This window comes from Arthrobacter sp. R1-13, assembly GCF_054161475.1.
In genome coordinates this window covers 2331380-2346270 of sequence record NZ_CP096420.1, presented here as the reverse complement: position 1 = coordinate 2346270, position 14891 = coordinate 2331380, and the positions used below count along the sequence as shown (strand labels likewise).

Annotated in this window: 13 protein-coding genes; 9 read left to right on the top strand and 4 right to left on the bottom strand. The window is 60.6% G+C overall.

Annotation, left to right across the window (positions count from 1 at the left end):
* Nucleotides 1-81: 81 nt before the first annotated feature.
* Both M1D88_RS10745 and M1D88_RS10740 read left to right on the top strand, forming a co-directional pair.
* Complete coding sequence (locus M1D88_RS10745; protein WP_458110884.1) at nucleotides 82-930, top strand: lysophospholipid acyltransferase family protein; 849 nt, start codon at nucleotides 82-84, stop codon at nucleotides 928-930.
* 66 nt (nucleotides 931-996) lie between these two features.
* Nucleotides 997-2433, top strand: a complete 1437-nt coding sequence (locus M1D88_RS10740; RefSeq protein WP_458110883.1) for a class II 3-deoxy-7-phosphoheptulonate synthase — start codon at nucleotides 997-999, stop codon at nucleotides 2431-2433.
* Between the two features lie 103 nt (nucleotides 2434-2536).
* On the opposite strand, the gene pknB is transcribed toward M1D88_RS10740, so the two are convergent.
* Together pknB and M1D88_RS10730 are read right to left on the bottom strand one after the other, a co-directional pair.
* Nucleotides 2537-4603 carry a Stk1 family PASTA domain-containing Ser/Thr kinase gene (pknB, locus tag M1D88_RS10735; protein WP_458110882.1) on the bottom strand — a complete coding sequence of 689 codons (2067 nt, stop codon included), beginning with the start codon at nucleotides 4601-4603 and terminating at the stop codon, nucleotides 2537-2539.
* 96 nt (nucleotides 4604-4699) lie between these two features.
* Entirely contained in the window at nucleotides 4700-6067 is a 1368-nt protein-coding gene (locus M1D88_RS10730; RefSeq protein ID WP_458110881.1) for a LysM peptidoglycan-binding domain-containing protein, read from the bottom strand.
* 255 nt (nucleotides 6068-6322) lie between these two features.
* Between M1D88_RS10730 and M1D88_RS10725 the strand changes: the two genes are divergently transcribed.
* Entirely contained in the window at nucleotides 6323-6676 is a 354-nt protein-coding gene (locus tag M1D88_RS10725) for an Rv2175c family DNA-binding protein (protein WP_309105620.1), read from the top strand.
* Between the two features lie 38 nt (nucleotides 6677-6714).
* Here the strand turns inward: M1D88_RS10725 and M1D88_RS10720 are convergent, their stop codons facing one another.
* Nucleotides 6715-7809 carry a polyprenyl synthetase family protein gene (locus tag M1D88_RS10720; protein WP_458110880.1) on the bottom strand — a complete coding sequence of 365 codons (1095 nt, stop codon included), beginning with the start codon at nucleotides 7807-7809 and terminating at the stop codon, nucleotides 6715-6717.
* On the bottom strand, nucleotides 7806-8357 hold the full coding sequence (locus M1D88_RS10715; RefSeq protein WP_458110879.1) for a hypothetical protein: 552 nt from the start codon (nucleotides 8355-8357) through the stop codon (nucleotides 7806-7808). The genes M1D88_RS10720 and M1D88_RS10715 overlap by 4 nt, the downstream gene beginning before the upstream one ends.
* Nucleotides 8358-8494: 137 nt before the next feature.
* On the opposite strand from M1D88_RS10715, the gene dinB reads away from it, so the two are divergent.
* The 6 genes from dinB to M1D88_RS10685 all read left to right on the top strand — a co-directional run bounded on the left by dinB (nucleotide 8495) and on the right by M1D88_RS10685 (nucleotide 14782).
* Nucleotides 8495-9655, top strand: a complete 1161-nt coding sequence (gene dinB / locus M1D88_RS10710; RefSeq protein ID WP_458114495.1) for a DNA polymerase IV — start codon at nucleotides 8495-8497, stop codon at nucleotides 9653-9655.
* 274 nt (nucleotides 9656-9929) lie between these two features.
* Nucleotides 9930-10298: a DUF3040 domain-containing protein gene (locus tag M1D88_RS10705; RefSeq protein WP_458110878.1), complete on the top strand. Its 369-nt coding sequence runs from the start codon at nucleotides 9930-9932 to the stop codon at nucleotides 10296-10298.
* 313 nt (nucleotides 10299-10611) lie between these two features.
* Nucleotides 10612-11040, top strand: coding sequence for a division/cell wall cluster transcriptional repressor MraZ (gene mraZ, locus M1D88_RS10700; protein WP_247045223.1), 429 nt, complete (start codon nucleotides 10612-10614; stop codon nucleotides 11038-11040).
* A gap of 183 nt (nucleotides 11041-11223) precedes the next feature.
* Nucleotides 11224-12222 (top strand): 16S rRNA (cytosine(1402)-N(4))-methyltransferase RsmH, encoded by a 999-nt coding sequence (gene rsmH, locus M1D88_RS10695; RefSeq protein WP_458110877.1) that lies wholly within the window; start codon nucleotides 11224-11226, stop codon nucleotides 12220-12222.
* Entirely contained in the window at nucleotides 12219-12923 is a 705-nt protein-coding gene (locus M1D88_RS10690; protein ID WP_458110876.1) for a hypothetical protein, read from the top strand. Before rsmH ends, M1D88_RS10690 begins: the two co-directional genes overlap by 4 nt.
* A gap of 56 nt (nucleotides 12924-12979) precedes the next feature.
* Nucleotides 12980-14782, top strand: coding sequence for a peptidoglycan D,D-transpeptidase FtsI family protein (locus tag M1D88_RS10685; RefSeq protein ID WP_458110875.1), 1803 nt, complete (start codon nucleotides 12980-12982; stop codon nucleotides 14780-14782).
* The last annotated feature ends 109 nt before the right edge of the window (nucleotides 14783-14891 follow it).

Genomic DNA, 14891 nt, shown 5'->3' with positions numbered 1-14891 from the left:
CTCACTAGAGTAGGGTTGCACTGAAGTCCCGGTCACACCCGGAGCAGGGTTGGCCGGCTGCCCTCCGGAGAGGTACGACACGTGTTCTATTGGGTCATGAAAAGGATCTTTCTGGGTCCGGTTCTGAAGCTGCTGTTCCGCCCCTGGGTGAAGGGTCTGGACAACATTCCCCACGAAGGCGCGGCAATCCTGGCTTCAAACCATCTGTCGTTTTCCGACTCTATTTTCATGCCATTGATGGTTCCGCGGCCCGTGATTTTCCTGGCCAAATCGGAGTACTTTACGGGTACCGGGTTGAAGGGAAAGCTCACCGCTTTGTTTTTCCGGCTAACCAACCAGCTGCCGATGGACAGGTCAGGCGGCGCAGCATCCGCGCTCTCCCTCAACGCAGGGATGGATGTCCTGACCCGTGGCGGGCTCCTGGGGATTTACCCCGAAGGCACCCGTAGCCCTGATGGGAAGCTGTATCGCGGCAAGGTGGGTGTCGCCAGGCTGGCGCTGCAGGCGCGGGTTCCGGTCATCCCCGTTGCGATGATTGGTACGGACAAAGTGCAGCCCATAGGGAAAAGAATGCCGCACATCCGCCGCATCGGCATGATTTTCGGCGAGCCGCTGGATTTCAGCCGCTACTACGGACTGGAGGATGACCGGCTCATTCAGCGGTCCGTCACGGACGAGATCATGTATGAGCTGATGCGGCTTTCCGGCCAGGAATACGTGGATGAGTACGCTGCCACCGTGAAACTTGCGCTCGCCGCAAAGGCCAGGGAAAAGAGCGACGACGGCACTGTGGACAGCACTGCAGACGGCACTGTGGACAGCACTGGAGACGACACTGGGGACAGCACTGCAGGCGACACTGCCGACAGCAAGAGGGACGGCATGAGCGACGGAACCGACGACGGTACACCCGGCCAAGCAAAAGTGTGACGGTACTCTCGGTGCGAATGACGTTTGCTGTGCCCCGATCAGTTCAGCGGCAACTACTCTTGTAGTGTGACTGAGCTATCTTCAAAATCTGCCTCCCCTGTTCCCGGCGTAACTGTTTCCGGCGCATCATTGCCGGGGAGCGCGATGACAGCCACTGCCCAGAGCGGCGCTGCTGACTACCCGGGACTGGACAACTGGCGGAACCTGCCGGTTTCCCAGCAGCCGAGCTGGCAGGACAAGGCCGTGTTCGACGCCTCAGTCCGGGAACTGTCAGTCCTGCCACCCTTGGTTTTCGCCGGCGAAGTGGACATCCTTCGTGAGCGGCTGGCTGCCGCGGCCCAAGGCAAGGCGTTCCTTCTCCAGGGCGGGGATTGCGCTGAGACCTTCGAGGCAGCCACGGCAGACAAGATCAGCGCCCGCGTGAAAACCATCCTCCAGATGGCCGTTGTGCTTACGTACGGGGCTGCGCTCCCTGTCATCAAGATGGGCCGCATGGCCGGTCAGTTTGCCAAGCCCCGATCGTCCAACGATGAAACGCGCGACGGCGTCACCCTTCCGGCGTACCGCGGGGACATTGTCAACGGTTATGACTTCACGCCCGAGTCCCGGGGCCACGACGCCAGCCGGATGCTCAAGGCCTATCACACGTCCGCGTCGACGTTGAACCTGATCCGGGCCTTCACCCAGGGCGGTTTTGCAGATCTTCGCCTGGTCCACCACTGGAACAAGGGGTTCACTGAGAACCCGGCGCACGCGCGCTACGAGTCCCTGGCACGGGACATCGACCGGGCAATCCAGTTCATGGCTTCTTGCGGTGCCGATTTCGAGGCCCTCAAGCGGGTGGAGTTCTTCGCCAGCCATGAGGCACTGCTCCTCGATTACGAAAGGGCGCTGACACGCATCGATTCAAGGACCGGGCTGCCCTACGACACGTCAGCTCATTTCCTGTGGATCGGTGAGCGTACCCGCGAGCTTGATCACGCCCATATCGACTTCCTGTCGCGGGTGCGTAACCCCATTGGCGTGAAGCTTGGCCCGTCCACCTCCGGTGATGACGCCCTGAGGCTTATCGACAAGCTGGATCCGAACCGAGAGCCTGGCAGGCTGACCTTCATCACCCGCATGGGCGCAGGGAATATCCGCGAAAAGCTCCCTGCAGTGGTCGAAAAGGTTACGGCCTCCGGCGCCCAGGTTCTTTGGGTTACGGACCCGATGCACGGGAACACAGTCACGTCTCCCAACGGCTACAAGACACGCAACTTCGACGACGTCATTGACGAGGTGCGCGGCTTCTTTGAGGTGCACCACAGCCTCGGTACCATTCCAGGCGGCCTCCATGTTGAAATGACGGGCGACGACGTCGCGGAGTGCCTGGGTGGAGCAGACCCGATCGATCAGGAAGCCTTCCTGGACCGTTACGAGTCGGTGTGCGATCCCAGACTGAACCACATGCAGTCCCTAGAGATGGCATTCCTTGTAGCGGGTTCACTGTCCAAGCGGTAGCACCCGCACGGCCCCCGCATCGGCTGGCGTTGAGCCGGCGGGGGCTCTGGACTATCGCCCCCGCGGGCACAGGCCCCCGCGGGCTTTGAATCGACGACACCGCTTAAACAACGGTGAGTGTGACCACAGACCCCTCGGGAACTTCGGTTTCAACCGGGTCCTGGTCCCTTACTGTGCCGAAGAAACCGCCAAGGATGTTGTTGATCCGAACTTGGAAGCCCAGTTTCTCGAGGGCTTTTCGGGCGTCATCCGCCTGCTTACCGATGAAACTTGGCACTTCCACAAGCTTCGGTCCCTTGGAAACAGTGAGCGTTACGGACTGCCCCTTGGTCAAAGTTCCGGAGGCAGGTGCCTGGGCCGCTACAGCTCCCTTGGGGACGTTTTTGTCGTTCACCGTCTCAGGTGCGATAACCGCCTTCAGGCCGGCTGCTCCAAGAGTCTTCACGGCCTCGTCCTGAGATTTCCCCCTGACATCCGGTACAGGGATGGGCTGGGGCCCCTTGGAAACGGCGAGACTGACAGGCGTTCCCCTTTTTACGGCAGTTCCCGGTGCGGGGTCCTGCGCCAGAACGGTTCCGACCGCGGCGGTTTCGTCGAACTTCTCAGTGACGGGACCCAGGGCCATCTCGGCCTCGTTGAGCGTTGACTTTGCCTCGTCCAGTGACTTTCCTGTCATCTCCGGCAGGGGGAACAGCTGGGGTCCTTTGGAGACGAAGAGGGCGACCGGCTGGAATTTTCTGATCTCCCGTCCGGCTTCAGGCTCGGATCCCACCACCAAACCGGAAGGCACGTCGTCGTCGAACACATCCTTGGTGCTCGACTGAAACCCTGCCGTGCCCAGAAGTTGCTGCGCCTCGGCCACTGTCTTGTTGGCCACATCCGGAATGGTGCCCGGCGAACCAGGGCCCATACCGAAGAACCAGCCAGCCCCCGTAGCCAGAACAGCCGCGATGACCAGAACCACGATCCACAGCGCTCCGCGGCGTCGCGGATCCCCTTCCCGCAAGCTGCGGACGGGAGTGGCTGCGGCGCGGTTACGGGCGCGCTCGTCGTCCCGCTCCAGCTTCCTTTGCTCCCGCTTGCTCAGCGGCCTCACAGGAAGTTCGGGATCTTCGGGCAGCCCGACGGACCCGGAGGCTTTCAATGCAGCCGGTGAAATACTGGCTGGGAGCACCGTGGTGGGATTGTTGGTGCGGGCAATAATTTCCGTCGGTTCCGCAGCCCCGATAACCACTTCCGTTGCTTCTTGCCGCCCCCCTGGTTCCTTCACTCCTGATACGGCGGCGTTGTCCCTGCGTGCGGCCGGCGGCCGGAGATCCAGTTCCGCATCGCTCAAATTGGTGCGGATGTGCCGTAATTCGGACAGCAGGGCATTCCCGTCCACCGGCCGGTTCTCCGGGTCACTTGCGGTGCACCACTGGACCAGTTCATCCACTTCCGATGCCAGGCCGGGAACTTGGGCCGACGGCGCCTCGACTGTCCCGTGGACATGCTGATAGGCCACCTGGATGGGAACATCGCCCTCGAACGGCTGTTTGCCAGTGAGCATCTCGTAGAGCATGATCCCGACTGAATAGATGTCGCTGCGGGCATCGGCTGGCTTTCCCAATACAAGCTCAGGGGACAGGTAGGCCACCGTGCCGATGAGGGTTCCGGTGCTGGTCGACGTCGTGACGGCCCGCGCAAGTCCGAAGTCACCGACCTTAATGCGGCCGTCGTCGGCTATCAGCACGTTTTCCGGCTTGATGTCGCGGTGGATCAATCCTGCCATGTGGGCGGCGGCCAATCCTTCCGCCACCGGATCGATCAGTGCCAACGCCAGCCGGGGGGAGAGGGCGCCCTTCTCATTCAGGACGTCGCGCAGGGTATGGCCCCTGATGTATTCCATGACCAGGTAGGCAATCTGGCCGTCCGTGCCCTGATCGAGAACCCCGACGACGTGCGGGTGGGACAGTTTTGCGGCTGCTTTGGCTTCACGCGCGAGCCGGTCCAGAAAAGTGTCGTCACTGACGAAGTGCGGGTGGAGCACTTTCAGGGCTACATCCCGCTCCAGCCGCTGGTCAGTTGCCACGTAAACCGTGGACATTCCGCCGCGTGCCAGCCGGGACTTCACCTGGTAGCGATTGTCCACCAGTGTTCCAACGAGATTGCCCGACCCATGTTCCTGCACCCTACGATCCTAATTGGTGCGAAGAAAGGGTCCGAATCGACATGCGATCCGAACCCTTTCTGAACTGCCCACGGGGCTGATCAGGTACTGGAGGAACTAGGAAAAATTCTTTTGGTGAGCCTTGATGGAAGCAACGTAACTCTTGGTGTCCTCGTACATTCCGTACTTACTGACAGAGTACTGACCCTGGTAGTAGCCGGCTATGGCGTGGTCAAGGTCCTTGCTGGTCTTGATCAGCTGGCGGATGATGGCCACTCCGGCGGTGGCGTTGTCATAGGGGTCCAGCAGATTGAGCTTTCTCCCCACGAGATCCGACGCCCACTCGCCTGATGACGGGATGACCTGCATGGTGCCGATGGCGTTGGCAGGTGACACTGCCCGCTGGTCGAATCCTGACTCCTGATGGGCGAAGGCCAGGGCAAGCGAAGGGTCAACACCCATCCGACGCGCAGTATCGGCCACAATGGACCGCATTTGTTCCCTTGACGGGACCGGCGAGGCGTTGAGGAGTGCTTTGTTTTTGTTGGCGGAGTCCACAACGGCCGGGGGATAGGTAAAGCCGAGGAACGTGCTGGGCACCAGTGGTGTAACGCTTCCCACCGGCTGGACGTCTGACCCCGGAATAGCCAGCTTGTTGCCCGGATAGATGACACTGGTCATTGTCAGCTTGTTGGCTGCCAGGAGGTCTGAAAGCTTGACGTTGTGCTTGGCTGCGATGGCGGACAGAGTATCGCCTGACTTGACGGTATAGGAGCCGGGGCTGGATGGAGCCGGGGTGGCAACCGGAGAGCCGGCAGGGGCAGGAGACGAAGGGGACGGTGCGGGGGCGGCCCCACCAATCTTGATTTTTTGGCCAGGGTAGATGATGGAGCTCATATTCAGGCCGTTCCAGGAGAGAACGTCGGAAAGTTTGACGCCGTGCCGTGCAGCGATTGCTCCGAGAGTGTCTCCTGGCTTTACCGTGTACACGCTGCCGCCGTTTGAGGGAGCCGGAGCGGGCGTGGCGTCAACCTTTGGTGTGGACGCAGACGAGGCAGAGCCGCCCAGTTTTATCTTCTGACCGGGATAAATGACGGTGTTGGCCTGCAAATTGTTCAGCCTGAGAACTGCATTGGTATCCAGACCATACCGCCGGGCAATTGCACTGATCGTGTCACCCTTGACGACCGTGTATTCGGCCGGAGCCTGTTGTTGCGTCGGGCGGAGTGCAGACGGCATCGCGGTGGAAACCGCAGCGGCGGGAATGGTGGCAGCCTTTGCTGAGACTTCCGCCTGCAGGGCAACGGCACGCGCGTGCATTGCGGCGGCAAGGGTTGCGGGGACGGCCTTGGGCCGATTTTCCGCAGCAGCCGGCTGGGCCATCGCCAAGGATGAAAGTACGACGGCGGGAAGGGCTGCAGTTGTCGCCGCCATCATGGGGAGGCTCGGCCGGGGTTGCTGCTTTGGCGATCGGAACGTCGTCATTGGGAAAATCCTCTTCTAGGCGGCGAAATACTGCGAATGCCCTTTTTGTTGCTGATGATGCCTGTGTGACTAATGATAGTTCTGTTACTAATGTGATCAATGTGAATCTCTCACAAATTGCCAATTAGCACAAGAATTGTGGTTTTTTCGGAATCACTGACATTTTGGGAGTGTTGCAGGAAGAGCAGTGCCTTGGCGCCACGTCAGGCGCCCATTGACTAGGCGCAGTGCCTCCCGCCGTGGCAACCTTGATCCGTGAGTAATGTAGAAAGCCTCGTAGGCGAATGGCTGCCCTTGCCCGACGTGGCGCAGCTGCTTGATGTGTCAATTACCAAAGTGCATGGCCTGCTCGATGAAAAAGCATTGGCCGCCCTAAGGGTTGGGGATCGGCGAATCCGGTCCGTTCCTGCGGCATTTATTCAGGACGGCCACGCCGTTGAAAGCCTGAAGGGAACTATCGTCGTTTTATCTGACGCCGGATATTCAGACGAAGAGCTAATTACCTGGCTGTTCACTCCTGACGAGTCCCTTCGTGGCCGGCCGATTGACGCGCTTCGCGAAGGCCGCAAGACGGAAATCCGCCGCAGGGCCCAGACGATGGCCTGGTAACTGGCCTCGAGGCCGGTGCGGCCTGGGTGGAATTCTACTTAGGCCGCCCGGCTGACCGTGGCTTCTGCGAGTTTGCGCAGTGCCGTTTTGGGCAGGTCCTCCAAGGGGAGCAGGTCCAAAGCGGCGAAGGCTGCGGCACCAAACTCGTCGATAAGCACCTCGGTTGCCTGCAGTGCCCCGCAGTCAACAATGATGCGCCGGATCTCTGCAACGTCTTCATCAGTGAGATCCGGCCGGCCAAGGCGTGAATCAATAAAAGCCGACTCCTGAGGCGTGGCCAGATCCAAGGCGAACGCGACCAGGACAGTCCGTTTGCCTTCCTTCAGATCGTCCCCGGCGGGTTTTCCTGTAGTAACAGGATCCCCGAAGACGCCCAGGACGTCGTCGCGCAGCTGGAATGCCTCTCCCAGCGGGAGAGCGAAAGCCGAGTACCCGCGGAGCAATTCCTCCGAGGCTCCGGCCAGAGCTCCGCCGAGCGCCAGCGGATGTTCGGTGGAGTACTTGGCGGATTTGAACCTGATGATTGATTGTGCACGGGTCACGGCACCCGCCCGGTCCCGCAGCGGTCCGGCTACTTCCTCCAGGATGTCCAGGTATTGGCCGGCCATGACTTCAGCCCGCATCAGGTTGAAGATCAGCCGTGCCTGGCTTCCCGACGCAGCACGTTCCCCGATGTCTGTAAACGACTCCTCGCTGAAGGACAGGCAGAGATCGCCGGTAAGGATGGCTGCAGCATGGCCAAAGCGTTCACTGTCCAGTGACCAGCCCTGATCCGCGTGCAATTGGCTGAAGCGGCGGTGGACACTGGGTCCGCCGCGCCGGGTATCGGACCGGTCGATGATGTCGTCATGGATCAGGGCAGCGGCCTGGAACAGCTCGAGGGCCGATCCGGCAGTGACAACTTCCGTGGCAGAGGCATTTCCGCCGGCCCCGCGCCATCCCCAGTAACACATCAGCGCCCGCAGCCGCTTGCCGCCCGTCACCAAGTTAGCGATGGAGCCCATGAGCGGGTCGATGTCCTGGGAAATAGTGGACATGATGCTTTGCCGCGAGGTCAGGAAGTCATTTAGCTTGCCGGCGACTGCGGCGACAAAGGCCGTCTGCTCCAGCCGCAGCTGTTCCGCTGTGGTCACTTGGCGGACTCAGGGGAGACGTTGGCGCCGATCGTGAAGGTTGACACCCCTCCGCTGTGAACCACCGCCACGTTGATGGTTTCGTTCTCACCCCGGAGGAAGTCCTTGGAAGCTACAGTTTCTACCGACTCCCCGGGGACGGCTTTGAAGCCCTGTGCTTCCAACTCCTTCGTGTAGAAGGCCAGGACATCAGCGGCCGGGACCCCAACGCTGCCGACCATCGCCGCCGTCGCGGGGGTGCCTGTCTTATCGAAACTGCTCGAAACAACTTTTGCTCCAGGCATCAGTGGCAGCAGCTTGGAGGGAAAACCTTCGACAAGCGCTCCGACCGTTGCCGATGGCGAGGGCGAAGCCGAAGGATCCGGTGAAGCCGGAGCCGATGCTGTCGCAGCAGCCGATCCGGTTGACGTTGCGGTTTGGTTCGAGGCGGAGGGCTCGGGGGAGGAGCCGTTACCGGGAGCCGAGGGAGTGCACGCGGCCGTGGCAAACAGTGTTGCGGCTGCCAATAGTGCAAGGCCTGTTGGTTTCAGCTTTCCCATACCCTTCACAGGTACTCCTTCTAGGGTCGACGCCGGATTCAGCCTCCAGTTTAGTCAGTCCCCGGGACTAGGATTGAGCTGTGGTGCCGGACAACAACCCTCAGCCGCCCGGAGCAGCTCTTCGGGAACTCCGGCGCAGCAGCATTATGCACGTCGATATGGACGCCTTTTTTGTCTCTGTGGAGCTCCGGAGCCGGCCTGAACTAGTGGGAAAACCGGTGATTGTCGGGCATCCTGCTGACAGGTCCGTTGTGCTGTCAGCCTCTTATGAGGCCCGCTCATTTGGCGTCAAGTCCGCCATGCCCATGGTTGTGGCGCAGAGAATGTGTCCCCGTGCGGTCATCATCGAGCCGCGTCACAAGCTCTACTACGAAGTCTCAGCAGAGCTGATGGGGATCTTCGAATCCATCACCCAGCTTGTGGAGCCGCTAAGCGTCGATGAGGCCTTTCTGGATGTCGGGGGTGCTATCCGGCGTCTCGGCTCACCCCGGGATATCGGTGAACTTATCCGGCTCAGGGTCAGGGAGGAGCTGGGCATTACCGCCTCCGTCGGAATTGCCGCCAGCAAGTTCGTTGCGAAGATTGCCTCCACGCGATGCAAACCGGACGGGCTCCTCCTTATCCTTCCGGAGGAAACCATCCCGTATCTTCACAGCCTCCCTGTGGATGCATTGTGGGGAGTTGGAGCGAAATCAGTCGAAGTCCTCGCCCGAATGGGCATCAGGACAGTCGCTGACGTCGCGGCAACCCCGGTGCAATCGCTCAAGAAGGTCCTGGGAGTATCCGGAGAGCACGTCCACCGCTTGTCCTGGGGAATCGACCCACGAGTGGTAACCCCGGTGAGAGCGGAAAAGAGCATAAGCGCTGAGGAGACTTTTGCCGAAGATACGGCCGACGACGCAGTGCTGCGGCGGGAGTTGCTGAGGCTTTCCCACCGGACGGCAGCGAGACTGCGCAGTGCGGGTTTAGTGGCCAGGACAGTGGCTCTGAAAATCCGGTTTGCAGATTTCTCCACCATTAGCCGCAGCCGCAGCGTGACCACACCCATTGACAGTGCCCAACTTCTTTACGGTGTGGCGGGTCAATTGTTGGATTCGCTCGGCAACCGCCCCATGTCCGTCCGGCTGATAGGGGTGCGCGCCGAACACCTTGAGGAAACAGGGCAGACGGCATTGCAACTCAGCCTGGACCGGAGGGAAGACAACTGGCGTTCCGCCGAGCAGGCACTGGACAGGGTGACCGGGAAATTTGGCAGTAAATCGCTCCTTCCGGCGCGGCTCCTTGGCCCCAAGGATCAACCGCGCTGATCCGCACTGGCGGACGCCTGTAAATACCACAGGTCCTTCCCCGGTATCTTTCAGAACCGGGCGCAACAAACTATCCTTAGAGGTACATAGATTTCGAACGTCTGGACATATTGAACTCTCAGCCTGAACCCTCCGACAGTCCCCTCGACCAACTTGATGTTCCCGGAATTCACCACAGAAGGTGGCCGGGAACCTCAGACGCACGTTGGACGTTGAGGGATGAGAGGCAAGGGCCGCGAACAGTCCCGACGCTGGCCGACTTAAGGAGGTCGTGATGCCGCTCTCGGAGCACGAACAGAAGCTGCTGGAGCAGCTGGAGAAGCAGCTGCATGAGGACGATCCAAAGTTTGCCAGTTCCATGGGCTCGGATCCTGGCAGAACATGGTCTACCCGGCACATGGTAATTGGCGTGCTGGCTACCTTGGCCGGTGTGCTGCTGCTGTTAATTGGCGTATCAGTGCAGATTATCTTCGTCGGGGTCCTCGGGTTCGTCGTGATGGGGGCGGGCGTCTATTTCGCCACCATGCGGAGATCAACCGGCAGTGCGAACGGCCGTCAAGGCCGAAAGCCGGGGAAACCCCGCAGCTCATTCATGAATGGCTTGGAAGAAAGGTGGGACGAGCGGAGACGCGGCGACTCCTGACCGTGAATCGCTGATTCCCCACTTTCCCCCACACCGCGTTTTGTGCGCTGGCGTAAAGGCAAGATAAAGGACCCGCAGAGTCGGGTCCTTTTGCTTTTAAGGCCTCCTGCCTCCGGAGGGGCTGTTTGTCCCTCCACTTCTCCCCATGCATGAAAAACCTCGGATTTCTGCGGAAGTTGCCCTTGACAAGCGCCGCACGCTTTGCCGTGTTGCGTTGACTGTGGGGGAATGTGGAGTAAAGTGGAGGATGTAAGAGGGTAGTGGCAGCACAGGGGACGTGCAGCTTCCGACGACAGACGGGCGGTGGGGCCAGGTGTTTCTTGGCACGCACTCACCACGTCTGGACGAAAAGGGGCGGATCATCCTCCCAGCGAAGTTCCGCGAGGAACTTGCCAGCGGCTTGGTTCTCACTCGAGGCCAGGAACGCTGCATCTACGTCTTCAGTGAGCGTGAGTTCGGAAGAATTCACGAGCAAATGCGGGAGGCGCCCATCTCCTCCAAGCAGGCTCGTGACTACATCCGGGTCTTTCTCTCTGGAGCCTCGGACGAGGTACCTGACAAGCAGGGGCGCGTGACTATTCCTCCCGCGCTTCGGGCATATGCAGGTCTCGGCAGGGAACTGGCAGTCATTGGTGCCGGATCCCGCGCAGAGATCTGGGATGCCCAAGCCTGGAATGAGTACCTGGCTGAGAAGGAAACCTCCTTCTCGGAGACCGACGACCCCATTCCGGGAATTCTTTGAGTCCCTGGCTTGGGCTCCCGGGCTCGAGTGACCCGATCACGTTTCTTGAACGAGATCTCCAGCCGCCCATCGGATGGTCCTCCTGGCTTACTTCCCCGAAGTCAGGCGGACAGGACGATAGGCGCGGATGGGGATCTGGCTCAAGAAGCACACGCAAGGACCATGGCAAGGAAGGACGAAGGTATGACTGATCCAGACCAGGCGAAACCGACGTCCGAACGCCACGTGCCGGTCCTAAGGGACCGGTGCATCAATTTGCTGGCTCCTGGATTCGAAGCAGCACGCCGCCGCGGTGAAACCCCTATCGCCATTGATGCAACCCTCGGGATGGGCGGGCACTCGGAAGCGATGCTGCAGCGCTATCCCGACCTCCACCTGATTGGCATAGACCGGGACGAAGAGGCACTCGCTCTTGCAGGTGAGCGGCTGAAGCCCTTCTCCTCCCGCACTGACCTCGTCCATGCCGTTTACGATGAGATTCCTGAAGTTCTGCAGGACCTTGGGGTGGTGGAAGTCCATGGGATCCTGATGGATCTGGGAGTTTCGTCACTGCAGCTGGACGAACGGGAGCGCGGATTCGCCTACTCCTTTGACGCTCCACTGGACATGCGCATGGATACCAGCCGCGGACAGACCGCAGCTGACATCGTCAACGGCTACAGCGAAGAAGATCTGGTGCGGATCATCCGCAAATGGGGCGAAGAAAAATTCGCGGGCCGGATTGCCAACCGGATCGTGGCCGCACGGGCAGAAAAGCCATTCGAGACCACAGGGCAACTGGTCGAGCAAATCCGCTCTGTGGTGCCCTCGGCTGCGGCGAAATCAGGGGGTCACCCCGCCAAGAGAACCTTCCAGGCTCTCCGAATTGAAGTCAATGAGGAACTGGAAGTGCTTGAACGTGCTGTTCCCGCCGCAGTGGAAGCGATTGCCGTGGGGGGACGTGTGGTGGTGATGTCCTATCACTCGCTCGAGGACAAGATCGTCAAAGCTGTCTTTCAGGCAGGTTCGAAGTCGTCAGCACCGCTCGGCTTCCCCGTGGAGCTGGAACAGCACAAACCCGAGCTCAAGACCCTGACCAAGGGCACCGAGGTGCCCACTGCCGATGAGATAGCCGAGAACCCGCGTGCGGCCTCAGCCCGGTTGCGCGCAGTTGAACGTATCAGAGCCAGGAGATCAGCATGAGCACCGCAGCAGCCAAGAACTTTCCAGTTGTCTCCGGCAGCTCTGCCCATTCCCTGAACCCCCGGTCGGTGACCGGGATTAAACCAGGCCAAGGAACCAAATCCCGGACGCCCCTGTCCGTTGTGCGCTCCATGCCGTCCAAACGACGCGCCCCATTTGTCGTATTGTGCTTCGCGTTGTTGGCAGCTGCGCTCATTTTGGTCCTTGTGCTGAACATCCAGGTCTCGACATCGCAGTATCAACTGGTGCAGCTCAAAAGCGAGCAGTCCAGCCTGATGAAGCAGAACCAGGATCTGACACAGCAGGTGCAGAATTACGATGCTCCACAAAACCTGGCAGCGAAGGCCACGGAACTGGGCATGGTTCCCTCGTCAGGCAAAGGCCAGATTGACTTGTCCAACCTGAGCGTCACCGGAAAGGCATTACCGGCGACCAAGGGGGCAAATCCCGGCGCCGTCATCGCCGCCCCTGCAGTTGCCGGTCAGCTGGCCGTCGTTCCGCCTGCAAGTGCGAATGAGCCGCTGGCCGTCCGGAAGCCGGATGGCGCGCCCAATGCAGGGGCTTCCGCTTCTGCGGCCCCTGGCGCAGCAGGGCCGCCCGCCCAGGCCGTAAGGCCACCTGCTCCGGTAGCTGCCGCTCCGGCAGCAGAGCTTCACGGGGGATCGGTGCCGGCACCGCAGCAGAAGACGCCCGGCCAGTAGAACATCCCGGCCCGGGCAGCCCAGACCACCCACGGATAACCAGCAAGGATTCGATTGTGGCGCGAAGCACCGGCAAATCGGCAGCCAAGAAAGTGGCGAGCCCCACCAGGCGCCTGCGGTTGGGTTTAGGCCTGATGCTCTCGCTGCTCCTTGTGGTGGGCGGAAAGCTGTTCCTGGTTCAGGGCCTGGACGCAGGGGGATTGGCCCAAGCCGCGCTGAACAACAGACTCAAGCCCACGGTGCTGCCCGCTGAGCGCGGAAGCATACTCGATGCCAACGGTACTGTCCTGGCCAGCAGCGTCATCCGCTACAACGTGGTGGTGGACCAGAAGCTCAACACCAAAACAGATTCGTTCCCCCGCCTCGAAACCGTAAACGGCGAAGAAAAGTATGTGGACGTATCCCGGGACCAGGGCATCTCCGAGCTCGCCGCCGTACTGGGCAGGGACTCAGAGGAGCTCAAAGCGGCACTCACGGGCGATCAGAGATATTACATTGTGGCCAAGGATTTGAAGCCGGATGTTGAAGACAGGATTTCCAAGCTGGGGATTCCAGGAATCGTAACCGAAGGAACCAGCAAACGTGTTTACCCGAACGGTCCGGTGGCTGGTGGAATCGTCGGATTCCTCAAGGACGGAACCACGGGGCAGGCCGGCCTGGAGCAGACGCAGGATGAGATCCTGAAAGGCACTCCGGGCAAGCGGCTCTTTGAAATTGGAGCCGATGGATTGAGGATTCCCGTCGGCGTGGACCAGTTCACTCCTGCCCAGGACGGCAAGGACATCAAACTCACCCTCAATTCAGACCTCCAGTACTTTGCCCAGCAGGCGATCCAAAGCCAGACTGACAAGCTCAGCGCGGAATGGGGCGTCCTCACTGTCCTGGATATCAAGACCGGAAACATCGTGGCCATGGCTGATACGAATGCTCCGGATCCTAACGACCCCGGAAAGGTTGATGCCAAGGATCGAGGTGTCAGGTCCGTTACGGCGGCGTATGAGCCGGGTTCGGTGGAAAAGATGATCACCGCGGCCGCCCTCATTGACGAGGGCAGGTCCAGCCCCCTCGAAAAGTTCACCATTCCGCCGTCGTACAGCGTGGACGGGCAGACCTTCAACGACTCATTTGACCACGGCACCGAGGACCGCACGCTGGCCGGGATCCTCGGCTGGTCCATGAACACAGGAACAGTAATGGCTGGTCAGCGGCTGACCAAGCAGGAACGCTATGACTGGCTCAAGAAATTTGGCATCGGCGAGGCTCCTGAAATCGGATTGCCTGCAGAAGCCAAGGGCATCCTGACCCCTGCTGACCAATGGGATGACCGGCAGCAGTACACGGTTCTGTTCGGACAGGGCGTCTCGCAGTCAACTCTTCAGACCGTCCGCGCTTACCAGACGATCGCCAACGACGGAGTGATGCTGCAGCCAAGGCTGATCGACAGTTACCTCAGTCCTGACGGCACTGAGGAAAAGGTGCCTGCCAAACCGGCACGGGAGGTCGTCTCCAAGGAAACGGCCCAACAGGTCCGGGACATCCTCGAAAGCGCCGTAACCGAAGGCCAGATCAAGGATGCGGCCATCGACGGTTACCGCGTCGGTGCCAAGACCGGAACGTCGGAGTCACCGTGCGATGACGGCAAGTCCGGCTACTGCGGCTACACCGCGTCCATGGTCGGAATGGCGCCGATGGACAATCCGCGGTTTATTGTTGAAGTGGTCCTGCAACGGCCCAAGGGCAGCATCTACGGAATCACCAACGGTCCGGTGTTCCGTTCCGTGATGAGCCAGACGCTGCGGACCTACAACGTCCCGCCATCCACCGGCGAGCCCGCCCGGTTGCCGCAGTACGCCAAGTAGCACGTCCACAACCGCATGTATTCGGGGGCACACTCTCTCGCCCGGGGTGTGATCAACTAGCACCAACGGAGATCACTTGTCAGAGCTCAATGCCCATGCCGCCAACACC